General features: G+C 29.8%; 21 protein-coding genes. 10 read left to right on the forward strand and 11 right to left on the reverse strand.

Annotation, left to right across the window (positions count from 1 at the left end; genetic code table 11):
- Nucleotides 1-22 precede the first annotated feature (22 nt).
- The gene (locus PHV37_04495) at nucleotides 23-913 is read left to right on the forward strand and encodes a GIY-YIG nuclease family protein (GenBank protein ID MDD3237337.1); all 891 of its coding nucleotides are present in this window, start codon (nucleotides 23-25) and stop codon (nucleotides 911-913) included.
- Here the strand turns inward: PHV37_04495 and PHV37_04500 are convergent.
- The gene (locus tag PHV37_04500; GenBank protein ID MDD3237338.1) at nucleotides 906-1,172 is read right to left on the reverse strand and encodes a helix-turn-helix transcriptional regulator; all 267 of its coding nucleotides are present in this window, start codon (nucleotides 1,170-1,172) and stop codon (nucleotides 906-908) included. The genes PHV37_04495 and PHV37_04500 overlap by 8 nt on opposite strands.
- A gap of 120 nt (nucleotides 1,173-1,292) precedes the next feature.
- On the opposite strand from PHV37_04500, the gene PHV37_04505 reads away from it, so the two are divergent.
- From PHV37_04505 to PHV37_04530, 6 genes are all read left to right on the forward strand, one after another.
- Nucleotides 1,293-3,245 (forward strand): Mu transposase C-terminal domain-containing protein, encoded by a 1,953-nt coding sequence (locus tag PHV37_04505; GenBank protein ID MDD3237339.1) that lies wholly within the window; start codon nucleotides 1,293-1,295, stop codon nucleotides 3,243-3,245.
- Nucleotides 3,226-3,915, forward strand: a complete 690-nt coding sequence (locus tag PHV37_04510; protein ID MDD3237340.1) for an ATP-binding protein — start codon at nucleotides 3,226-3,228, stop codon at nucleotides 3,913-3,915. The genes PHV37_04505 and PHV37_04510 overlap by 20 nt, the downstream gene beginning before the upstream one ends.
- Nucleotides 3,905-4,690, forward strand: a complete 786-nt coding sequence (locus PHV37_04515) for a hypothetical protein (protein ID MDD3237341.1) — start codon at nucleotides 3,905-3,907, stop codon at nucleotides 4,688-4,690. The genes PHV37_04510 and PHV37_04515 overlap by 11 nt, the downstream gene beginning before the upstream one ends.
- Before the next feature lie 169 nt (nucleotides 4,691-4,859).
- The gene (locus PHV37_04520) at nucleotides 4,860-6,158 is read left to right on the forward strand and encodes an ATP-binding protein (protein MDD3237342.1); all 1,299 of its coding nucleotides are present in this window, start codon (nucleotides 4,860-4,862) and stop codon (nucleotides 6,156-6,158) included.
- 75 nt (nucleotides 6,159-6,233) lie between these two features.
- On the forward strand, nucleotides 6,234-8,333 hold the full coding sequence (locus tag PHV37_04525) for an AAA family ATPase (protein MDD3237343.1): 2,100 nt from the start codon (nucleotides 6,234-6,236) through the stop codon (nucleotides 8,331-8,333).
- Nucleotides 8,318-10,264 carry a UvrD-helicase domain-containing protein gene (locus PHV37_04530; protein ID MDD3237344.1) on the forward strand — a complete coding sequence of 649 codons (1,947 nt, stop codon included), beginning with the start codon at nucleotides 8,318-8,320 and terminating at the stop codon, nucleotides 10,262-10,264. Before PHV37_04525 ends, PHV37_04530 begins: the two co-directional genes overlap by 16 nt.
- 1,333 nt (nucleotides 10,265-11,597) lie before the next feature.
- Here the strand turns inward: PHV37_04530 and PHV37_04535 are convergent.
- From PHV37_04535 to PHV37_04555, 5 genes are all read right to left on the reverse strand, one after another.
- The gene (locus tag PHV37_04535; protein ID MDD3237345.1) at nucleotides 11,598-12,641 is read right to left on the reverse strand and encodes a hypothetical protein; all 1,044 of its coding nucleotides are present in this window, start codon (nucleotides 12,639-12,641) and stop codon (nucleotides 11,598-11,600) included.
- A 157-nt stretch (nucleotides 12,642-12,798) separates the two neighbouring features.
- The gene (locus PHV37_04540; protein ID MDD3237346.1) at nucleotides 12,799-14,439 is read right to left on the reverse strand and encodes a hypothetical protein; all 1,641 of its coding nucleotides are present in this window, start codon (nucleotides 14,437-14,439) and stop codon (nucleotides 12,799-12,801) included.
- Entirely contained in the window at nucleotides 14,426-15,007 is a 582-nt protein-coding gene (locus PHV37_04545) for a hypothetical protein (protein MDD3237347.1), read from the reverse strand. The genes PHV37_04540 and PHV37_04545 overlap by 14 nt, the downstream gene beginning before the upstream one ends.
- A 63-nt stretch (nucleotides 15,008-15,070) precedes the next feature.
- Entirely contained in the window at nucleotides 15,071-15,547 is a 477-nt protein-coding gene (ybaK, locus tag PHV37_04550) for a Cys-tRNA(Pro) deacylase (GenBank protein ID MDD3237348.1), read from the reverse strand.
- An 84-nt stretch (nucleotides 15,548-15,631) separates the two neighbouring features.
- The gene (locus tag PHV37_04555) at nucleotides 15,632-16,087 is read right to left on the reverse strand and encodes an Hsp20/alpha crystallin family protein (protein MDD3237349.1); all 456 of its coding nucleotides are present in this window, start codon (nucleotides 16,085-16,087) and stop codon (nucleotides 15,632-15,634) included.
- A gap of 133 nt (nucleotides 16,088-16,220) precedes the next feature.
- On the opposite strand from PHV37_04555, the gene PHV37_04560 reads away from it, so the two are divergent.
- Nucleotides 16,221-18,287, forward strand: a complete 2,067-nt coding sequence (locus PHV37_04560) for an alpha-amylase family glycosyl hydrolase (protein ID MDD3237350.1) — start codon at nucleotides 16,221-16,223, stop codon at nucleotides 18,285-18,287.
- Here the strand turns inward: PHV37_04560 and PHV37_04565 are convergent.
- Entirely contained in the window at nucleotides 18,247-19,341 is a 1,095-nt protein-coding gene (locus PHV37_04565) for an acyltransferase family protein (GenBank protein ID MDD3237351.1), read from the reverse strand. The two genes, PHV37_04560 and PHV37_04565, sit on opposite strands and share 41 nt — an antisense overlap.
- Nucleotides 19,342-19,355: 14 nt before the next feature.
- On the opposite strand from PHV37_04565, the gene PHV37_04570 reads away from it, so the two are divergent.
- On the forward strand, nucleotides 19,356-20,618 hold the full coding sequence (locus PHV37_04570) for an ATP-grasp domain-containing protein (GenBank protein MDD3237352.1): 1,263 nt from the start codon (nucleotides 19,356-19,358) through the stop codon (nucleotides 20,616-20,618).
- The gene (locus tag PHV37_04575) at nucleotides 20,609-20,866 is read left to right on the forward strand and encodes a hypothetical protein (GenBank protein ID MDD3237353.1); all 258 of its coding nucleotides are present in this window, start codon (nucleotides 20,609-20,611) and stop codon (nucleotides 20,864-20,866) included. The genes PHV37_04570 and PHV37_04575 overlap by 10 nt, the downstream gene beginning before the upstream one ends.
- Here the strand turns inward: PHV37_04575 and PHV37_04580 are convergent.
- The 4 genes from PHV37_04580 to rffA are packed head-to-tail and all read right to left on the reverse strand — an operon-like array spanning nucleotide 20,863 to nucleotide 24,218.
- Nucleotides 20,863-21,513, reverse strand: a complete 651-nt coding sequence (locus tag PHV37_04580) for an HAD-IA family hydrolase (GenBank protein MDD3237354.1) — start codon at nucleotides 21,511-21,513, stop codon at nucleotides 20,863-20,865. The genes PHV37_04575 and PHV37_04580 overlap by 4 nt on opposite strands.
- A gap of 1 nt (nucleotide 21,514) precedes the next feature.
- Nucleotides 21,515-22,276, reverse strand: coding sequence for a DUF1796 family putative cysteine peptidase (locus PHV37_04585; protein ID MDD3237355.1), 762 nt, complete (start codon nucleotides 22,274-22,276; stop codon nucleotides 21,515-21,517).
- Nucleotides 22,277-22,278: 2 nt separating this feature from the next.
- Nucleotides 22,279-23,055: a glycosyltransferase family 2 protein gene (locus PHV37_04590; protein MDD3237356.1), complete on the reverse strand. Its 777-nt coding sequence runs from the start codon at nucleotides 23,053-23,055 to the stop codon at nucleotides 22,279-22,281.
- A gap of 23 nt (nucleotides 23,056-23,078) precedes the next feature.
- Entirely contained in the window at nucleotides 23,079-24,218 is a 1,140-nt protein-coding gene (gene rffA, locus PHV37_04595) for a dTDP-4-amino-4,6-dideoxygalactose transaminase (GenBank protein ID MDD3237357.1), read from the reverse strand.

The raw sequence follows: 24,218 nt of genomic DNA on the forward strand, positions 1-24,218 counted from the left end.
AATATTTCAATGAGGTGGAAATATGGCAAATGATTTTATTCAGCTTTTAATTATGCAAGAATACCAAAATTTAAAAATGGCGGAAGTTTCTAATTTGGATGGAGTTGCTTTTATTGGCAAAAGAAAACATATCTCACTTCTTTCAAAAATTGATCAATTAAAACAACCTGGAATATATTTTTTAATTGGGGCGAATAATCAAACAGGGGATAAAACCTTATATATAGGCGAAACCGAAAATATTGCTAATAGATTCCAAACCCATTCTTGTGATAAGAAAAAAGATTGGTTTGAAGATTTTATTGTATTTACTTCTAAAAAAGGGGATTTAAATAAAGCTCATGTCAAATATCTTGAAGCAGCTTTTATAGAATTGGCTCAAGAAAATTTAACAACAATAAATCTTGATAATAGTTGTAATTCAAATACTAAAAAAGATGGAAAACTTCAATCGTTTGACTTAGCAAAAGCCGACGGATTTAAAGAAAAAATAATATTTGTTTTAAATAATCTTGGTTTGATAGATTTTATTAATACTGGTAAAAAAGAAGAAATCACGGAAGAAATTTCAAAAAACATTTTTTATTTACATTTAAAACGAAATAATAAAGATAAGAAAGCTAAATTAATTTCAATCGATAATGGATATGTATTATTAAAAGGTTCTTATATTGAAAAAGAAATAGCTAAATGTTATCCAAAAGTTCCGACATATAAACAACGTCAAGAAATTGTTTCCTCGAATAAGGTTAAAGAGTTTGAAGATGTTTTTCAAACATTAGAAGATATTTATTTTAAATCACCATCAGCAGCTTCAGATATTGTAAAAGGTGGAAGTACCAACGGCAGAATCGAATGGAAACTATCCAACGGAACAACATTAAATGATTTTGAATCGAATAATATTAAATAAACCCATAATGAATTTCTAAATGACGTTCGAGGAAGAATTCAAAGTCTTGGTTATAGCGTTCGCCGGTTATGAGTTTTGAAACATAGCTTTCTGTTACTTTTAAATATTGTGCCAAAGTTTTTTGTGAAATATTTTGTAAAAGCAGTTTGAATCTTATCATCTTTTCTCGTCTGTATAAAAAACGACTACCGTTTAAATTTGGGGATTTTGACATTTTTTGTTCTAACAATTCTATTTTTTGTCGCATTTCTTTTTTCATAAACCATTCCTTTGCATTGCACATTATAACTCTGCGTTTAAGGAAAGCAAGTGTGTCCGAATGATTCGTTTTAGTCGGAAACAGTTCCATTCTTCCGACTAATGAGTGATAGATGGAAGTATGGATAACAATGAAAAATATATTTCAATCAAAGAATTAGCAGAACTCAAGGGCGTTAGTACTCGGGCTGTTAGGTTGGCAAAAAACAAATATCAGACCAAAGAAATAAATGTCAAAGGCGGAAAGAGTTTTGAAATTTTGTTATCAAGTATTGAGCCTGAATTGCAAGAAAAATATTTAAATAAATTTTTACCTACGGAAAACAAAAAACTTTTACCGACAGTTATAAATTCTATAAAACCGGATAGTGCAAAAAGCATTGCACTTGCAAGATATGAGCTTGTTAAGATTTGGCAAGGACAAAGAAAAAATCAAAAATGCAAAACCCAATTTGATAAAGATTTTTTGAGTGCGTATAATTCAGGTTTTTTGTATCCTGATATTTATTCAAAAATCGGTAAAGTTTCAACCGGCACGCTTGAAAGGTGGAAAAGGATTTTAGACGGTTCGCAAAATTACGAGTTGCTATTGCCAAATTATCATTACTCTGATTATTCAAGAACGACATTGACGAATTTTGAAAAGCAAATATTTTTAAAATTATTGCTACATCCAAACAAATTCAGTATCGGCAAGGCAATTTCATTAACTCAATATATTCTAAAAAATCAAAATGCTGAATATATTCCTGCGTCACCGACATTTAGGCGGTTTGCCAATTGGTACAAAAATAATTATTTTGACAAATGGACATTAATGCGTGATGGCGAAAAAGCGTTGAAAGAGCAAGTTGTTCCACACATCAGAAGAGATATTTCAAAAATTGAAGTTGGCGAAATTTTGGTCGCTGACGGCAAACGATTGAATTTTCAAATAATAAATCCGTTCACAGGAAAGCCGACGCGTGCAACGATTATCGGATTTTTGGATTGGAAATCAGGGGCGTTAGTCGGTTATGAAATTATGATTGAAGAAAAGACACAATGTGTCGCTTCTGCTTTAAGGAATGCTATTTTAAACATAAAACACATTCCAAAATTTGTTTATTTAGATAACGGCAAAGCGTTTAAAAACAATTATTTTAGTGGTATTTATGAAAATTTAGGAATAACGACAATTTATGCCAATCCGTATAATGCACGCTCGAAAGTTATTGAGCGATTTTGGCTTGAAATGCAAGAAAGCTTTGAAAAGATGTTACCGAGTTACATTGGAACAAATATTGAAAATAAGCCTGCAAGACTTAAAAGGAATGAAAAATTTCATTCTAAAATACATCAAAATTTAGTTCCAACAATTGCTCAAACCATTCAAATGATTGACAGTTGGCTGGAGTATAAAAATAGTTTACCTTGTTCAAATTGCAAGGATAAGACTGTAGCACAAATGCTTGAAACCATTGATAGGCAAGAAATAAATGAACAATTACTTGATGATTTGATGTTGGCACAAGAGGTCAAAACTATATCAAGCCTGGGGATAAGATTTTTAAATACTTGGTATTTTAATGATGCACTTTACGGATTGCGGCAAAAAGTAATGATAAAATATTCGCTCTTTGATTTGAGCTATATCAAGGTTTATAGTGAATACGGCAAATTTTTGTGCAAGGCAGACAGAATTACATTAACTCATCCGCTCGCAAATTATACAGGCGAAATCAAAGATATTGAAGATTACAAACAGAAAATCCAAAAGCAAAAACAGCTTAAAAATAAAACGATAAAAGAGTGTAAAAAGCTCTTGAATATTGAGGATTTAGAAATTATACAATGTGATTTGATTGAAGAAGATTGTAGAGAGGAAATTAAAGTATTAACAACAGAAACACCTGAATATCAAAAACCGCCAAAAGAAAAATATAACCCTGCAATAAAACCGTTGTTCAAAAATAATTTTGAACGGTACGAATATTTAATGAGATATGGTTGCACCTCAGCTGATGATAGGAATTGGCTTAAATATTTCAAAGAAACAAAGGAGTATAAAATTTATGAACAAAATCTTTTGTAAAACAAAAAACGTTAAAGGGTTTATGGAATTGATTTACAGCTTGCAAAACAAACCTGATAACATAAGCAAAATCGGTTTGATATATGGTGAAGCAGGTCTTGGCAAGACTAAAACTGCACTTTATTTATCAATAAAATTTGATGCAATATACATCAGGGCAACAAATTCAATGACCCCTAAATGGTTGTTGGAAGAAATTGCAAAGGAACTTGATGAAATTCCGAGATTTTATACGGCGGATATTTTTAGGCAATGTGCGAATGTTTTAAAAACGAAGCCTCAAATGATTATTGTTGATGAAATAGATTATCTGTTAGCAGATTTCAAAGCCATAGAAACTCTGCGAGATTTGCACGATGAAACTGGTGTTCCTATAATTTTGGTTGGTATGAATTTAGCAAAACACAAATTAAAAAAGCACACCCATTTGTTTGACAGGATTTCTGAAATATATCATTTTGAAGAATTTAAGTTAGAGGATATAAAGCAGGTTGTGAGCGAATTAGCAGAAGTTGGAATTGAAAATGAAGCAATAAAAATCATTCATAAAAAAGCAACAAGATTTCGGCAACTCGTAAGGATTATTGATAAATTCGAGTGTGTCGCAGAAGCTAACGGATTAACCGCAATTGATGAAAATATCGCAGAGGAGGTTTTGAATGGAAAGTAAAATTTTAAAAATCGCAAAGCGGCTTAAAACATTTACTGTTGACGATATTGTTATGTTTAGCGAATTAGATGAAAATGAAGTTATCAAATTTTTAGAAAACTCTAAAAATATCAAACAAAGCGGGAAATATTTTGAATATGTGGAAGTTCCAAAAACAGTCGATAAATTTAAAATTATTGATAAAAAAATAAAATGTAAAAGCTCTGAAATAAGCGTAATTGAAGCTTGTGAGGAATTCTTAAAAACGAAAGAAAATAGTACCACATTTCAAACATTCAAAACGTATAAATCTTTTATTAATGCTCAAATTATTCCTTATTTTTTAAAATTCAGGTTGGAAAATATTACGGTAGGTGATGTTCAGAATTTTAAATTATTTATGCAAAACAATAAAATATCCGAACGCAGGATTAAAAATATTCTTGCTCTTTTGAATCAAATAATTAAACATTTTCAAAATGAGGGCTATATTGAACGCACTTGTGTTTTTGAGGTCAAACGATTAGAAAAAATCCCGAAACGTGAAGTTCAAATTTTGACACCAGAACAACTTGCTAAAATTTTTAAGACAGTCAGCAAAAATTATTCGTATCTTGAACCGATAATTAAAACTATGATTACCGAAAACAAAAAGCTAAATGATATTTTAGCTGACACTCAAAACAAAGAACACCTAAAACGCAAGATTAGAAACGAGTTTTATAAAATAAAACAACAAATGGGCTTAGAAAATTATATAATTGATGATTTAAGATTTTCTGTCAAAAATGTGTAAAATTAGCCCAAAAGTCGTGTAAATTGTGTCAAATTCATTTAAAAAGTCATCGGCATTTTGTTTGTTTAGTGAATAAAAGTCGTCAAAATTATGTAATAATTTCTATTAAAACTCGTCCAAAAATTGTTCTTTTTGTGATATAATATAATCTAATAAAGTGAGGTTTGTCATGGAAAGAAAAGCATTAAAAAAATTGGTTGAATGGAAAGACTCTGAAGATAAAAATCCTTTAATCATAAGAGGAGCAAGACAAGTTGGCAAAACTTGGTTAATGAAAGAATTTGGAGAAAAGTATTATCAAAAAGTAGCTTATGTAAACTTTGATAATAACGAAAAATTCTGTAAAATTTTTGATGAGGATTATGATATAGAAAGAATTATTTTGGCTCTTGAAGTTGAAACCCGCACAAAAATCAATGCTGATGACACGTTAATAATATTGGATGAAATTCAAGAATGCCCTAGAGCCTTAACCTCATTAAAATATTTCAGTGAAAATAAAATTCAATATAATATTGTTGCTGCCGGAAGTTTGCTTGGCGTTTCTTGCCATGAAGGAACAGGTTTTCCTGTTGGCAAGGTGGATTTTGTGGATTTATATCCATTAAACTTTATTGAATTTGCCATTGCGATGGGTGAAGCTCAGCTTGTTGCACTTATTGAAAAAAAAGATTTTAAAATGATTTCTATATTTAAAAACAGGTTTGAAAATTTATTGAAACAATATTGTTATATTGGCGGAATGCCGGCAGTCGTAATGAATTTTCTTAAAAATAAGGATTTTACAAAAGTTAGAACTAAACAGAAAAACATTTTAGCAACTTACGAAAAAGATTTTTCTAAACATGTACCGGCAAATACCCTCGCAAAAACAAGATTGTTATGGAAATCAATTCCTGCACAATTGGCGCGTGAAAATAAAAAATTTATATATGGTGCAGTTAAAGAGGGTGCAAGAGCAAAAGACATAGAAAATGCGATGGAATGGCTGTGTGATTGCGGTTTAATTTATAAAGTTAATAGAATTTCAAAACCCGGATTACCATTAATAGCATATGAAGATTTTAATGCATTTAAACTGTTTGTCCTTGATGTCGGATTGCTTGGTGCAATGACTAATTTACAAGCTAATACAATCATTGACGGTAATAAGATTTTTGAAGAATTTAAGGGTGCAATTGCAGAACAATATGTATTGCAACAATTTAAATCAATGGAAGAATTACCGGTTTTTTATTGGTCCAATGTGGGCAATATTGCAGAAATGGATTTTGTTATCCAAATTGAAGATAGTGTTATTCCAGTAGAGGTAAAAGCGACGACAAATTTACAAGCCAAAAGTTTGAAAGTTTATATGGAAAAATTTAATCCTAAAATGGCAATAAGGACTTCGTTGGCGGATTATAAGCAAACAGATAATTTGTACGATATTCCTTTGTATGGAATAGAAAGCATAGATGAAATATAAATTTATTATACAAGTGTCTAATGGTAAGTTGATTATATTTGTATTTGAATAACAATATCAAGGGGTGTATGAAAAATGAACTTAAGCAGAATGAAAATTAAAAAATATCGTCAATTTTATGATGTAGATATTTGTTATAATGATTTAATTACAATTCTTGCAGGTCCCAACAATAGTGGAAAAACTTCACTTGTAGAATTATATAGAAACCTTTTCGAAAATGGAATTCAAAATATAAAAGCTACTGATATTAATGCACAAGTATATCAAGTTCAAAAAAACAAATTAATAGAAATCTTAATAAAGAGCCTTACTGAAGCAGAAAATAAAAATAATTTTTTAAACAAATTAGAAGAAAAATTATCAATTAATCTAATTGATTCTATTGAAGTTCAACTAGAAATTAGCTATAAGGAAAATGATGAAATTACGAATTTTGCGGATTATTTAATGGAATTAGATGATACAAATAAAAGTTTTTATTTTATGTACAGATATTATTTTAATTATAAATTTTTCATAAGTAAAGTATCAGAAGACTATGAAAAATTTAGTGAGAAAATTACAACTTATAATCAAATTCAAGAAGAATTAAATAATTCTAAGGATGAGGAAAGCCGTCAAAATTCAGAATTAAAACAACAAAATATAAAAAATAGTTTAATAACAAAATTATTTGAGCAGAGTTTTGAAAACAAATTCTATTTTTGTAATAATGTATATCAAAATGAAATAGAACTAGATGTTACAAAATTTAAAAACTTATTCAATTTTGTCAGAATAAATGCTGATAGAAATTTATCTGATGAAAAAACAAATAATAACTATTTAATTAGCAAAAGTTTGATTGATTTAATTTCAGACACACAGCAATGGAAAGATTTATTGAAAGATACTCCGGAAAAAGTCTTTGAATTATTTGATAATACTAATATTAAAAAGGAGATTACAGATAATTCGTATGCGTGTTTAAAGCCAGTTATGCAAGAATTAAAAAGCACAAATGGGTGTGAAATAGGTACTCCACATTTAGAACTTAATCTAACAGAAGAAAACATTGGCAATTTGATTTCTAATTCTACAATAGCAAAATACCAAGTTGACGATTATTTATTTGAAGAACAATCACAAGGACTAGGCTATAGTAATTTAATTTATATACATATCCAAATAGAAAAGTTCAAAAAAGCATATGATAATAAATTAGTTAATTTTTTTGTTATTGAAGAACCTGAAGCTCATATGCATCCACATATGCAAAGAATTCTTATTAAATATTTAAATAATTATTTTTATAGCGAAAATATACAAGGATTAATAACTACACATTCAAATGAAATAGTAAAGGTTAGTGAAATTGAAACAATAAGGGTAATTAGAACGACGGAACAAATATTAAAAAACGAAATATTCGATCTAAATAAATTCATGAAAGATATTAAGAAGAAAGACATGAAACTTTTTTATTCATTACTATTTAAAGTAAATTATTCTGATTTAATATTTGCGAATAAAATTATTATGTATGAAGGTGACACCGAAAAAATGTTTTTAGAAAGATTATTACAACTTAATAAATATAATAAATTAAACAGTCAATATATTTCTTTTGTACAAGTAGGTGGGGCCTATTCTCATAAATATAAAGATATTTTAAACTTTTTAGGTATTAAAACTGTAATTTTTACAGATATTGATTATGATAGCTCTAAATGTTCGGCTGACGATATTTTTCAATCAAAGACAACGAATGAAGGTTTGTTGTCGTATTATACAGATTCCATTAATGTGGAAAAAGAAATGATAACAATCAAAAATTTATACGAATGGGTGCAAACAAATCCAAATATTAAATTATATTTCCAAACAAAAGAAGATGGATATGCAAGAACGTTAGAAGAAGCTATACTAAACAAAAAATTAAATATTATTGTAGAAAATAAAAAAACTAAAGAGTATTGGGAAATAAATAAATCATTATTAAAATTTAAAATTCCATTAAAAGATTTTAATGGTAATGATATAGGGGACAATATAGGTGTGAGAGATATTGTTAGGGCTACAAGTGACAACAAAACAGATTTTATGTATTCTTTAATTTTATTAGATAATGAGCAGTTAGAAACTTTTATTCCTAACTATATAGAGGAGGGGTTGATTTGGCTAGCTCAGTAGTTGAAAATAATTTGTTCTTAGTAAATGCTCCGGCCGGTAGTGGAAAAACAACTTTTATAAGAGATAAAATCAATGAAATAATTTCAATTGACAAGGATTTTGCAATTTTATGCATTACATATACAAATCGTGCAGCAGAAGAATTATTGTCAAAAATTAATTCCAAAAATGTTATTATAAAAACAATTCATTCATTTATTTCTGATTTTTTGAATATTTATTTTTCCGATAAAAAGATAATTGATTTATATTTTGATATCTATGAAACCAAAATACAAGAGCGTATTTCATCAACAGATGAAAAAATTATAATTAGTAATCAGAAATTTAAAGACGAGAATGATGGTAAGTTAAGTTTGGAATATTTAAAAGGAACAATTACTAAAATAAAATATAACGAATTATCATTTAATTCTTTATATTATGGAGGTCTGTCTCATGATGATCTGTTGTCTTTTGCTGAAATCATGTTAGATAAATATCCTATACTAAAAAAAAGAATATCTGCTAAATTTAAATATATCTTTATTGATGAATATCAAGATACTTCTGCTAACATTTTACGATTTTTTTATAGCGTTGTAAAAAACACCACTACAAAATTATTTTTGTGTGGAGATAAAATGCAACAAATATACAAAAATTATGATGGTACCTTTGAAGACATGCTAAAAAATTTTGATAAAGAAAGCTATTTCCTGAAAAACAATTATCGCTCAGTCGGTAATATTGTTAATGTTTTAAATAATATATATAATGATGAACAATATAAGCAATTTTCTGATATAAATGATTTGTGTAGTGCTCCTCCATCTTTATATATATCAACGGATTTTAATTATTCACTCTCGATAATAGAACAAAATAATCCTAATATTTTAAAACTTTATATTTTCAATAAAGAACGTTTTAAAAAAATAGGAGCTGAAAATTTATTCGAAGCTGTTTCAAACATGGAAAAATATTCTTTTGGTAGAAAATATGGAGCAGTTGATGTTTTATTAACAAATAATAATGATAATCCAGATCCATTATTTAAATTATTATTTGAAATAAATGATTTTTTTGAAAAACATGAATTAAAACAATATGGATTACTTATCCAAAAAATAAAGAATCCCAAAAATAAAATATATAATAAAAGCATTTTAAAGATCAATGTTCATAATGATAAAATTACTTTTAATAAGTTAATTAATTACGTATATAAAAAATATAATGAAAATTTAAAAATTGCTGACTTTTTAATTGCCTTAAAAGATGAAAACATTATCAACGAATCAATTATGGATGTATTTTTTGAAAACTTAGAAGATAATGAGTATTCAGAAGTTTTAGAACAACCCTTAATAGAATTTAAAAACACATGTAAATATTTAAAGGAACCCCGAATTTCTACACAACATGGTGTAAAGGGAGAAGGTCATGATGAAGTTGTTTTTATTGCAGAAGATTCAAGAAATCCATTAGTAAAAATGTATGGATTTTTTAATTTATTATCTACACATAATATAGATTATACAAGTTTTGAATCTTTTTATTATGAATATTTAAAAGACGTTCATAAATTTGAGTCTGACAATTCTATAAAAATTAGTGAATTAAAAAAAGATACTTTTGAACAAATTAAACATCTATTAAATGCGTTTATTAATGAATTATCAAATAAATACAATAACAATATGTATTTTAATTATTTTTTTTCAGATGCAATTGCGGAGTATACTAATAAAACAATAGTTTCAAAGCTAACTAAAGCAATAAACACTAATATGGTTTTTGGAACTTTAATTGCTTACAAATTGTTTTATGTTGGATGCTCTCGTGCTAAAAAGGTTTTAAAAGTTATCGTAGATAAAGATAAAATTAAAGATTACTATAACGAATTTAAGGATAAAATGAATATATTAGGTTTTAACGTAATTGAATAGTTGACTGAAAAAGCTATATTATTGTGCCTCAAATCAAGTTTTTTAAAATTATGAAAATGAACAAATCGCATATAATTTAGATTTGACAAACCTTTCCAACTTCCTTCCAAGTTTTGGAGTGGCAATAATTTGCTCGAAAAATGTCCGATTTCGTTCCATCGCTATAATATAAACAGTGTTTAGCTTTGAGGCTACTTTATGAATATTTGACGGGAAATTTAGTGCAGAAAAATGCAAGAAAACGGAATTTTTGGACATTTCAGTCAATTTGCATAAAATCGCTAATCTTCAAACACACTTTACGATTGAGGCTACTTTTTAGCACCTCTAATGTCCGAAACAAACCCCAACGTTATTGTCTTAAGATTCAATATTATCAATGGTTTCAAAAAGTTCGAGCGGAGTTCGATTTATATTATTAATATTTTCAAGCTATTTTATAAAAATTTATGATATTTTTGATTTATAAATCTTTATATAAAAGGTCTTCGAACCATTCTTCATTTTTTGAAATTTTTGAATAATTGTTTTCTTGTTCTTTGTCAATTATATCTTTATTCTTTGTGCTAAAGTTTTTTGTGAAATGTTTTGTAAAAGCAGTTTAATTCGTATCATCTTTTCTAGGCGATATAAAAATCTACTACCACTTAAATTAGGCGATTTTTACAAAACGAGCAGTTGAGCTGAGGCGAAACTTGCGAGCTTGTATGCCTTGTGCTGACATTTTTTGTTCTAACAATTCTTGTCGCATTTCTTTTTTCATAAACCATTCCTTTGCATTACACATTTTAACTCATTTTCTATCCATTACAAATCCCTGCAAGGATTCATGGTCAATCAATTTGCATCTAAAATCTAATAGAACCGTTATTTATTGTTTTTTCTCAAATCGCAAGATTTGTCCTCTTCGTACCATTTGTATCCGTTATTGATACAATTTTCTTTGTTGATAGAGATAGAATTACCTTTATTGTCTTGCATATTAGTTATCCCCTCTCTACACAAACCAGAATCAAGACAAGAATCAATGTCAAAAGCTTTCATCACATTTGGCAAAAATCGTGGTAAAAACAGCCATATAACAATTAAAAAAAATATTAAAAAGTTGCATTTATAGTTTATTTTTGTAAATACAATAACCCAAATTAAGAATGCAGTAAAAAAGGAAAAAGCAACATAAATAACAATTTGCCAATCAACAACATTTGTCTTGCCACTTATTGAAAATACAATAAAATCAAAATATAAAATCAATAATGACAATAATAAACCAAATATAAATTTTATTAAAATTATAAAAAAGTTTTTCATATAGATATTATATTACAAAATTTTAATGGTTTTGTGGCCAGTCCACTTTTATTCGACCTTTGATGATATCCCCACAATTCCCATTTGGATTTTCGCACCCTATTTTACGCCCTTCTTCATTGACTTCTAAGTCGTGCATGCTATTATTAAAGGCTTGTTCAATGCTTTGACCTTTAAATAAAATTTCTTTTGGGAAATCACCTAATTCTCTAAGATATCCGAGTATTGTTGCTGTTTTTGCACCCGCATCGCCTAATTGTGCGGCTTCACAATTTGCATTTGTATGATAATATTCAGCTGACCAATTCACATAATGCCCTACTTCTTCTTTTAATTGAGTTAAGTCATTGTAGTTACTCCAAAATATCTTGATACTCTCAACAATTTGAGACATTAAATCCGTTAAAGTTTCTAACGTATTAGTTACAATTGCTTCAGCTTCAGATAAAAATACACTATAACCATTTAACGAATATGAAGAAACGCGATCAATAATATCAGTCATATCAGTTTGAGAATTTTTCATTTCGGCACCCATGTTTTCTGCCTCAGAACAAGCATCTTCGCACTCATTAAACCATTCTTCTAGTTGCGAAAGGCAATCGCAAGGTTCTTTATCTTCATCCATATTATCATTATCGTTTTCGATTATTTCAACCCAACATTGATAATTCGGATGTGGACATTCGGGAACTTCATCTTCAAAACCATATTCCGTGCCGTTGAGAGCAGCACATTCTTCACATGTGTTTTCTGAGTTGTCCGAATGCCAAACATATCTACAATTACTTATTCCGCCTTTTAAAACAAGATTTGAAACATTTTCTTCTTCTTGTTCTGCATTTATATTATTTTCTTTTAGTGCGTTATGTCTATAAATCGCTTTGCCTAAATTTTCGACTTTGCTATATTTTTCTAATAATTTATTTTTTGATTGATTAGAAAATACAGGATTTGAATAATTTTTTATTAAATTATTTTGAATATTGGATAAATAATTTAAAGTATTATCTGTATTTTTATTATTTTTTAGTGTGTTTAAAATTTTGGTTTTAAAATTTGCCATTTATATTTCTTTCGTCAGAAAATTTATTGCAGAAAATGCAAGAATGTGGTAATTTCGGACTTTTTAGTCACTTTGCATAAAATCGCTATTTTTCAAACACGTTTGAGACTGATTTTTAAAATTTTAATGTCCGAAACAAACCCCTAGAGCCTCCGCTTCAGTTTGATTTTTTAATTTTTACTTTGCAAATGGTATAAGAATGTTGGACAATTCGCTTTAAGTTTGTTGGAATTTCTTCACAGTCATAAAAATATTCAAAACGTCCATCGGTGTATATATCCATTGATTTTACGTAAGAGTCATAATTTTTCGCCATAAAGCTGTATTTGAAGATGATATATAAGTTGTCAGGATTTTTATTAATAATTTTATACAATTCCTTTTCTAAATATTTTGAAGAATAATTTGTATTGTGATATTGGTAGTTGTTGTAATGGTCTACTGAAGTCGGAAATGCAAAAAAGACAAATCTAGCGGTGTGATTTTGAAATGGGATAAATATAGACATGCCTTTTGATGCCATTAGTACTGTTGCATTATCTTTTATGTTCGCCTTTCCGATTTCCATCAGATGACCTTTGGGGTGTACAACATCCCATTTATATATGTATTTTGTTGTGCTGAAAATAACTATTGATAATAAAAGCAGAGAGATATAACGGATATTTTTCATTTTAGGAAATATTGCATAAATAGCAATTATAAATAATATTCCGCTAAGAGAATTCAAAAGAAGGACGTATCTGTATTGGGCAAATATCAGCAATGAAATAAAATAAGTGAATAAATAAAATAAACTTAAAAATACAGCGTAATTGGTGTCAATAAGTTCTTTTGCTCGTTTGTATAGAATTAGTATTATAGGAATAGATATATAAGCTAAAGGATATCTTAAGTCATAATAAAATCTTTCTGTTCCATTCATAAAATTACGGTTAAGCCATAAAAACGGATAAAAAATAAACTGATATAAATTTTTTGGTCTTAGGTGCATGTAATCTTTATCCAGCACAGGCGTCAAGTCAGCATAAGGACTCTTGAATATATTATTAAAATATGGATAAAACGGATTTTTAAAATGAACGTATATTGAATATAGCCAAGAAGCATCTGAAATTAAAAAACCTATAAAAAATGCTGTTAATATCAAAGAATAACTCTTTAAAGGCTTTGCAATCCTTTTCGTTAAGAATAACAATGATAATAATAAGCCCAGAAAAAATACAGCTCCGGAATATTTTAGTCCGCTGATTAATCCAAAGATAAGTCCTGCGGATATTAAAAATAAATTTCTTTTTTTTGAATCCTCATTAAAGATATATCTGCAAATAATATATAATCCTAAAAGGGCAAACATACTTATGTGCATATCGTTACTGTTTGCGTTTACTTGAGCCAAAAGCAAAGGTGCTGACATTGACATTACCAAGGCAAATGTTATGTAGAAAAGCTTTTCTATTCCTTTGGGTTTGAAAATCAAATCAGTTAATTTGTATATTAAAAATGCATAAACCCCATAATAAATGTTGTTTAAAAATAATATTAAATTAGGGTGAGAATTCAAGTATTTGACTAAAAAATAAAATGGAAAATCAAGATACGGATTGAAATATGATTGAATTGTGCAGGGGAAAAAATCAAATCCGATACGATTATGCAAAACAGCAAAAGGTGCATAATAATGGTAATTTAGGAGGTCAACATTTACTGTAAAACCAATAAATATGCCGATTAATCCGCTGAACATTATGCATATTAAAAATATTGTTAAATCTTTATATTTTTTATATTTTTCCATTACTTTCTTTTCGCTTTAAGGTGCTTTTTTGATTAATTATTTGTGAAAATAGTTTTCCTGTTGTAGGTAGCCAATTTTCTTTAGTATTAAAGTTAGGTTTGGTTCGTTTTTGGTTTATGATGTTTGAAAATGATGTTATGACAACGATATCTTTGCAGGGATAAATACTTTGCGAGATTATATTCGGTTTTGCATCCCCGTTAGTATCTACAAAAGTAAAACCGTGAAGGGCATTTAGGCAATAAAACATTCCGTCTGTTGTATAAAATCCTTTAAATGTGTATTCTCCCAGTCTTTTATATCCGATTGAAGCAATATCAAAATAGTTTCGCATTTCTTTGATAAATTCATCATCATTTAAGTTTTTTCGCATTTCTGTGAAAGATTTATGTTCTTTTTTTAAGGTATTTACTACCTGTGTTATCTTTTGGGACGCCTTCATTGCGTTATTTTCGTTAATTTTGATTTGATTGTATTTGTATAAACCAGTTACCAAGTAAAAAACTATTACTATAACAAATATCAGATAAAATAATATATCAAGATTAAATGTTTTTCCTAATTTCATATAACAATCCTACTTTAATTATCCCATTATATAAATATATAAAATTAAAAGCAATGACTCATTTTAATTAGTAACGGCAATATCTTTCAATTCAAAATGAATTATTTTTTTTAATTCAAGAATAGAAGTTTCAACCTGATAGCCGATTTTTCCTGCACTAAAAATAATTGATTGAAAATTCTCCGCAGAGCTATCGATAATGGTTGGAAAAAATTTTTTCATTCCTGCAGGAGAGCACCCACCGTGGATATATCCAGTGGTGTGCAAAAGTTCTTTTAGGGGTAACATTTCGATAGATTTTTCGTTAACGGAAGAAGCCGCTTTCTTTAGGTCCAATTCTTCGGCTACGGGAATCATAAAAACGTAATATTTTTTGGATTTAGAAACTGTTACCAATGTTTTAAAAACTTGTTTTGGGTTTTGATTTAACGCAGCGGCAACTTCAATTCCGCTTATTGCGTCAGTGTCAACGTAGTTATATGATTTATATTTTATGTTCTTTTTGTCGAACATTCGCATTACATTTGTTTTATATTCCATAATTTTATTATAACTTGAATAAAATAAAAAGAGGACAAAATACTTGTCCTCTTAACCAATTAGTGAGAGAGTTTGGAATGTCTGTTATTTAATCAAAAGTTTCTTTTTGGTGTCTTTTTCAACGTGCTTTTTTGGGGCATTAATTTTCAAGACTCCGTGTTCAAGTTTTGCTTCTGTTTTTTCTGTATCAATTTCTTCTGGGAAGTAAACAGTTCTTGAATATTCTCCGTAACTGAATTCGGTTTTTTTAGATGTATTTTCAGAAGCTGTTTTTTCTTCTTCTTTTTTTGCATTTATAGTCAAATAATTGGCATCAATATCAATATCAAGATTTTCTTTTTGAACTCCCGGTAATTCTGCTTTGACTTCGTAGTTTTTTTCATTATCGATGAATTCTACAGGCATGGATATTCTATCTGCATCGTTCCAGTATGCGGCTTCTGGGAAATAGCTGTCAAAGTGTCTGTTTAATAAAGAGCTGATTTCGTCGTTTACAGTTCTGATGAAGTTTTCCGGTGCTTTTCTAACTAAAAATTTCATAATCATAACTCCTTTCATAATTTATTCTTTCAACAGTTACGTTATAACTCTGTTTTCTTATTTATATGATTTTTTTAACAAAGATTTAACTATTATGGAAAAGGAGTTGTTTTGATGGTATTTTAGTAGTGCTATGGTAAAATTTCTCAAAAAATATATTAAACTTTTTATAATTATTAATTTGTTATTTTTAGGTAACATTACATTCGCTCAAGAGCTTGCTGCTGTTCAGCCTGTAAAAGAGCAACCTGCAGTTGAACAAAATTTAACTCCTCTCATATCTCAAGATTTGGAAAAGGAAATAAAAACGAATTTGGAAGTCGTTTATGGCTCTAAAAATGTAAACGAGATTTATTCTAACATTGAGCAAATGGCGAAAAAAGCTGTTAAAGACCGCCCCAAAAAGCTTTTAGAAGAAGACAAAACGAGAACATCTGACTGGTATAAAGATGAAATTATCTACATGTTTTATGTTGACCAGTTTGGGGTTGTAACTCCTGAAAAACCTAATTCCTTTAAAGATTCTATCAAAATGCTGGATTATTTAAAAGATTTGGGCGTCACGACAATATATATTTTGCCCTTTGCTGATTCTCCGATGGGTGATTCAGGGTTTGATGTGAAAAATCCTCAAAATGTCAGAGAAGATTTAGGCGGTATTTCTGAGTTTAAAGAATTTGTTCTGGCTGCTAAGGATAAAGGCTTTAAAATAAAAGCAGATTTGGTGCTCAATCATTTTTCTGACCAACATCAATGGTTCCAAGATGCAATGAATGGTGACATTGAAAAACTTAATTATTTTATTGTCAAAGACAAAATGCCCGAATACAAAAAATATGTTGATGAAAAAAAAGGTACTATAATTGAATATAAAGAAGCTAACGGCAAGATATCCAGAAGAAGACTGATTTTTCCTGAAATTACCGATAATCACTACCGAAAAGTATCTATTAAGAATAAAGATTATTATTTATATCATACTTTTTACCCTTTTCAACTTGATATCAATTGGGAAAATCCCAAAGTATTGTACTATTGTCTTGATACGATAAGCTATTGGGCTAATTTGGGTATCGATATATTTAGAATGGATGCAATCCCTTACTTTGTAAAAGAAGAAGGTTCAACGGCTGAAAATTTAGATAAAACACACGATATTGTTAAAATTATAAGCTCTTATCTTCAAGCAACGGCTCCCCGCTCTGTTATTCAAGCGGAAGCTTGCCAAACTCCTAAAAATATTCTTCCTTATTTTGGTAAAGAAAGAACTGTGACTACAAATGTCGCAGATACCAAAAAGACTTTAACTAGAACCGATGAAATTCAAATTGCATACCATTTCCCTTATATGCCTGCTCTTTGGGCAAGTTTTATAACAGAGGATAATAAATATTTTGTTGATGCAAATAAGGCAACTCCTGAAATCCCTCAAAGTGCTTCTTGGGCTACTTTTTTAAGGGTTCACGATGAGCTTACACTTGAGATGGTCGACCCTTCTGTTAGAAAATTGATATATGATGAATTGGAGCCAAAAGGAGCAGAATTTAGAAAAGGACTCGGTGTTAGCGGTAGAGTTGCAAATTTTCTAGATAATAATACAGATAGGATTTTGATGGCATACTCAACATTGCTATCTTTGCCGGGTATTCCTATTATTTATTACGGTGATGAAATCGCCGCTCAAAACAATTATTCTTATGCCAAAAATGAGGCTAAAAAACGAGAAAAAAATCAAAAGAAAAATAAAATAAAACTTCTTTCTTTCTTTGACAGCAGAGATATTAACAGAGGTTCGTTATCTTATGAAGCTTTCTATTCTGCTATGAACGGCAACAAAAGACTCTCTGCAAAATCTAAAGTCTATAAAAATATTAAACATATGGTTGAACTTAGAAAAGCTAATCCTGCTCTTTCTAGAGGCAGTTTTACTATTTTGAAAACAAAGTCACCTAAAGATTTTGCTTACATCAGAGAATATAATGGAGAAAAATATCTAATCGTTCACAACTTGGGAAGCACTCGCAGAGTTGCTGAAATCGATTTGCCTGTCGGAATAGTCTTTAACCCGAATAAGCGTGATGCCGTTTATTTAGAAAATATTCTTAACGGTGAGATATATAAATTAAAAGTCTCTTTAACTCAAAAAACAACAAGGCTTCTTATGTATCCTTATGCGACTCTTTGGTTAAAACTTTTTTAATCTTCTTTTGCAAAACTCCGATATAAGTTGAAATTATCATTGTAAGAACAAAATATAGATATGTTGTCTGTTTTGGGTCGTAAATCCAATATATGTTTTGAGCATTTCTTTCTGAAATCGGGATGCCTTTTATTGCAAAAATTATTGCTGTTATAACATACATAACAAGCAAATGATTAGCCATAATGCTGTATGTATTTTCACCCATTTGTTTTAAAAATTTAATATCTTTAAAGTACGGATAAATGATTTTGATTAAGTAAAGACTCGCCCAAATTCCTGTAAGCGAAGTTAATACAGGGACTATAAGCTGGCTGTCAAATCTTGCCCAAACCAATACATAGCTTAGCCCTATACCGTGCACCGGGTCGAAGTCACGGTTGAAAAGCCACAAAATAGATTGAAATATAATAATCGCTCCAAGCCAGTTTGGAGTAAATATATCGTGTTTGTCTTTTATGTATTTAATGTAAAAATGCCCTAAATATATGAAAAACATTGAAAAAGCTGTTCTGAATATTAATAAATTAAGTGGAGAATTCGGGATACTTTTTATCAATGGTATGGAACAAAATCCGAGAATAATAAAGAAAGTTAAATGGAACCATCTGTTTTTGTTTATCCCGTTGAGTACTCGCATTGCAAATAAAAATATTATCATGCTGATAAAAAGCTGTGGTACAAACCACAATGGACAACATAAATCAAGTTGATGACCGTTTAAAAACGGCGTTATAAATATATTTTTAAATGTCAATGGCATTCCCCACCATTTACCTGTGAGATAAAAAATAAATGTTGTTACGCCAATATAAAAGGTTTCGTAACTAAAATAGGGAATCAGCAAGCTTTTAACCCGTCTTTCAAGATATGTTCCGACCTCATTTAGATATTTATCCTTAAAAAGCATTCCCGAGATAAAGAAAAATAGCGATAATTGAAAGGAATACGGAGGGAAAATACCCATAAGGGAAAATTCTAAATGTCCTGATACAACAAGCATTATAGCCAAAGCTTTTAATAAATTTATTTTATCTGAAAATATTTTATCCATATAAATAGATTAGCATGAAGAAAATTATTTCAAAACTTGAAATTATCGCTTTATGTGTGAAAATAATAACGATTGACAAAACAAGGTTGGGTAGACGAATGTTTATTTTGGAAGAACCTTATGTTTCAAAGTTTTTGATACAAACAATGGAAGAAAAGGGCTATAGCGTTTTAGAAAATGAAGTTTCTAAACGATATGCTGTGGATTATAAGTTGAATTTGGTTGATTCGCCTACTTCTTCTGCTGTGATAAATGTTAGTGAAGATGTCAAGATATACTCAAATTCTGAAAATTCAATAAAATGGGTACTCCAAAATTTCAAAGATTCTGCTTTATCTACATATATTTATTCTTTTAAAGACAAAGTCGAGTTTAGGAAACTCATTGCATCTATTTATCCTGATTTCTTTTTCAAAGAAATAAAATTCTCTGAACTTGATAGCGTAAAGACTGATTCTCTTGTTTTCCCTTGCATTATAAAGCCGGTTGTCGGTTTTTTAAGCCTTGGCGTGCACAAAATAGATACGCCGCAAGATTGGAATTTTATTGTATCTGAAATTAAAAAAGAGGTTTCTGATTTTTCAAAAATGTTCCCCTCCGAAGTTGTCAATTCTAAAAAATTTATTGTTGAAGAATTGATTGAGGGCAGAGAATATGCCGTTGATGCCTATTATACACATAATGGAGAGCCTGTTATTTTAAATATATTTGAGCATCCTTTTGTAAATGCTTCAGATGTTAGCGATAGGGCTTATATTTCTTCTAAAAAAATAATTGAAAAATATTTGAAAAAATTTAGTTCTGTTTTAAAAAAAATCGGACATATTGTCAATTTAAAAGACTTTCCTATGCATATCGAGCTTAGAGTCACGCCTACGGGCGAGATAATTCCTATCGAAATCAATCCTATGCGTTTTGCAGGTTGGTGCACAACAGATTTGGCGTATTATGCCTATGGTATTAATATTTATGAATGTTTCGCTGAAGACAAAAAACCGAATTGGGAAAAAATTCTAAAAAATAAAGGCGATGAAATATATTATTTTGCCATGGCAGAGGCCCCTGTTGATGAAGATAAAATACATTCTTTAAGTGTTCAATATGAAAAGTTGAAGAAAAATTTTTCTCATATTTTGAATTTCAGAAAGATAGATTATAAAGAAAAACCAATGGCCGCAATAGTTTTTGGCTATGCTGATAATTATGAAGAAATTGCAGAAATTTTGAAGTTAAATATGAAAGATTTTGTTAAATATGAAGAGGTTATATGCAAGTAGCTCGCTGTGATTATGTTGTAAAAACAAATGCTCCAAAAACAAATGGGCAAACCTTGAACCAAAATGATTTTATAAATATAGGATATATGGCTGGGCGTTTCGGTGTGAGCCTCAATGGCGATTTGACTCAAAATTTTGTTCCTAAAAATACAAGTAATGGATTGAAAATCAATATAAATTCTTGTACTTCTGATTTGTTCGAAAAAAATTTGAACGAAGCAGGTATAAAGTTTGATAAAATAGCCTAGTAGCTTTTTATTGCCGCAAATAGTTCGCTGGTGTCAGATACTATTTTTGTTGCACCATTTTTAGCCAAAAAATCTGTTGATTTGTATCCCCAATCTACACTTATGCAATTGATATTTGCATTTTTTGCTGTTTCAATATCTGTCTCTGAGTCACCGACAAGGATACAGTCTTTTTTATTTGCATTAAAGTGCTTTATTATGGTGTTTACTCCTCGCGGGTCAGGTTTTTTCCCTATCTCAGAATTTGCTCCCAAAACATAGTCAATTTGATCTTTGAAATATAAATCGCAAATCCCTTTTACAGCGGGTAAAAATTTATTTGAAAGAACAGCGAGTTTGTATCCTTCGCTTCTTAAATCATCTAATAATTTGGGAATTCCTTCGTAGGGTGCAGTTTTGTTGAACATATTCTTTAAATAGTGAGCTTTGAAAATTTCAAGGCATTCTTCAAAATGCGTGTTGTTTCGACCGTTAGGAATAGCACGCTCTATAAGCTTTTCAATCCCGTTTCCGACAAAAGATATTATTTCTTTGACTGAATGTTCAGGGTAGCCGAATTTTGACAGGGCAAAATTTACGCTGTCTTTCAAGTCTTCCGCTGAATAAATTAAAGTACCGTCAAGGTCGAATATTATTAGATTTGTCATATTAACTTCCAAATTTGAATTTGCTTCGCCATTTTTGTCTTAATGATTTAGATGGAATAAAACAGTTGCCGATAGTGCAAATGGCTTGTAAAATTGAATGTTTTATTTTGTTTGATAAAGACATATTTAAAGAGTAATTTTTAAATATTTTATTACAAATGGTTTCGTTGCCCATAGTTGCTTGTTCCGGATTGCCGTCTTTTCCTTTGGCATATAATTTATAACAAGTAATATTGTTATTTAATTTAATTTTTTCTATTCCTTCTAATGCTTTTGTTTCATCGTGTTCAATTATTAACAAGTCTATTTCTTTTTTAAATTTATTATTTAATTTTTTTGACAAATCTATTATTTCTTCATTAGAATCTTGAGAAGATAGACTAAACCATACGAAAAGGACTCTATTTTTATTTTTAATTAATTCGTAAAATCTGTTTATTCTTCTCTGATATTTTTCCTCAACAGCTGAAAAGCTATCTCCTATAGGTATTCCGACAGGAAAATCGTGAATAAAATCAATATCCCAAAAAGTATTTTTATAAGTATCGTGAGTCGAGCTGTTTTCTAATTGCGTTTTAATAAATAAATTCTGTTTTAAAAGATTTTTAAAATCGGATACTATCAATTCTACAGAATCCTTTAATTTTTGACCTACTAGCCAATCTAAAGGTCCCGAGGTTGCTCGCAAGTTATGGTCACTTAAATACATAGCACAACCGCAATTGTCGCCTATAGAATAAATGATATCGTATTTTTCTTTCATTTTTATTTAGTCTTTTGAGCTGTTTTTAATTGATGTTCCCAGACTTTAGCAAGAACCATAAACTTGTAATTAGCTGCATAAACGGCAAATACAAATCCGTGCAAGCCGTCTAAAAATCCTTTTTTTAAGAAATAAATTTTGATAAATTCTCCGATTGGGCGGAATATTAATGTCTTAGCGGATATTGTTCTTCCGTTAGCGATATATTTTTCGTTAGCTTCAAATGTTGTATAAGTGTTCCATTTTGCAGCGTGTTCGCCGAGGTCTGTTATCATTTTGTGTGTAATATATGAGTGTTTCCCGTCACCAAATACGATTTCACGCCCAGAAACTTCCGGTGCACAATGGATTTGGGTGCCATAGTGGATATGCCCTTTTTTGAAGCATCTTAAAATACCCTCTTTTGAGTATGATTTAAGAACTTTTCCTAAAAGTTCATTGTTGTAGAAGATTCTGATACCTTCTGCAGCATCTTCGTTTTCTGTAATATATTTTTTCAAATTGTTGATTAAATCAGGTGAAGCAACTTCGTCGGCGTCAAGAATTATTGAATAATCAGATGTAGCATTTGAGAGTGCAAAGTTTCTTGCTGGGTCACAGTGTCCTACATTTTCGTGGTAGCAAATTTTACAGCCGTATTTTTCTGCGATTTCAATAGTTCTGTCGTTTGAGTGCATATCGCAAATGACGATTTCGTCACAGTCTTTTAGTGATTGCAGGCATTCTTCCAATGTCTCATCGTTGTTATATGTATTAATTACGCCTGAAATAGTTTTCATTTTTTTCCTCTCAAGTTCTAAAATTATATTTTATCTAAAAATTTTGCCGCAATCTCAAATATATATTCAAGGTCATTGTCTGACAGGTCATAGAACATCGGCATTCTGAGGAGTGAGTCAGATACTTTGTCTGTTACTTCCATTGTCGTCGCTGTTCTGCAATATTTTTTTCCTGCAGGTGCTGAATGTAGTGGCACATAGTGGAATACTGTCAAAATTTGATTTTCTTTTAAGAAGTCGATAAATTTTGGTCTTAATTCTTTATCATTAAACAGAATGTAGTACATATGTGCATTATGAGAGCATTCAGCAGGTATAATAGGTCGTCTTAAAATACCATTTGCTTCATATCTTTTGAAAAATTCGTGATATTTTGACCAGATATCGAGTCTTCTTGCGTTTAGTTTTTCTGATTTTTCAAGTTGTGCATAAAGGTACGCCGCAATCATGTCTGATGGCAAGAATGATGAACCAAGGTCAACCCAAGTGTATTTGTCAACTTGTCCTCTGTAGAATTTTGAGCGGTTTGTGCCTTTTTCTCTGATGATTTCAGCTCTTTCGTGGTAATCAGCGTTGCTCAATATAATAGCACCGCCTTCACCTGAAACAATATTTTTCGTTTCGTGGAAGCTATATGTTCCCATATCACCTATTGTGCCGAGAGCTTGTCCTTTATATGTAGCTCCAAAACCTTGTGCTGCATCTTCTATAACTTTTAAATTATGTCGTTTGGCTATATTTAAAATTGTATCCATTTCGCAACCGACGCCTGCATAATGAACAGGGGCGATAGCTTTTGTTTTGTTGGTTATAGCTGATTCTATAAGTTTTTCATCAATATTTAATGTGTCAGGGCGAATGTCGACAAAAACAGGCTTTATTCCTCTTAAAACGAAAGCGTTTGCTGTTGAAACAAATGTGTAAGACGGCATAATAACTTCATCGCCTTGCTTTGCGTCGAGTAATATCGCAGCCATTTCAAGAGCTGCTGTGCAAGAATTTGTTAAAAGAGCTTTTCTTTCAAGATTCTTTTCAAACCAATCATTACATTTCTTTGTGAACTGACCGTCGCCACAAATTTTACCGCTCTTAATTGCAGTAGAGATGTTGTTAAGCTCTAATTCAGAGCCGTTTGGTCTGTTGAAGTGTATCATTTCTCTCAT

This window comes from Candidatus Gastranaerophilales bacterium (assembly GCA_028693235.1).
Lineage (GTDB): Bacteria > Cyanobacteriota > Vampirovibrionia > Gastranaerophilales > Gastranaerophilaceae > JAQUVW01.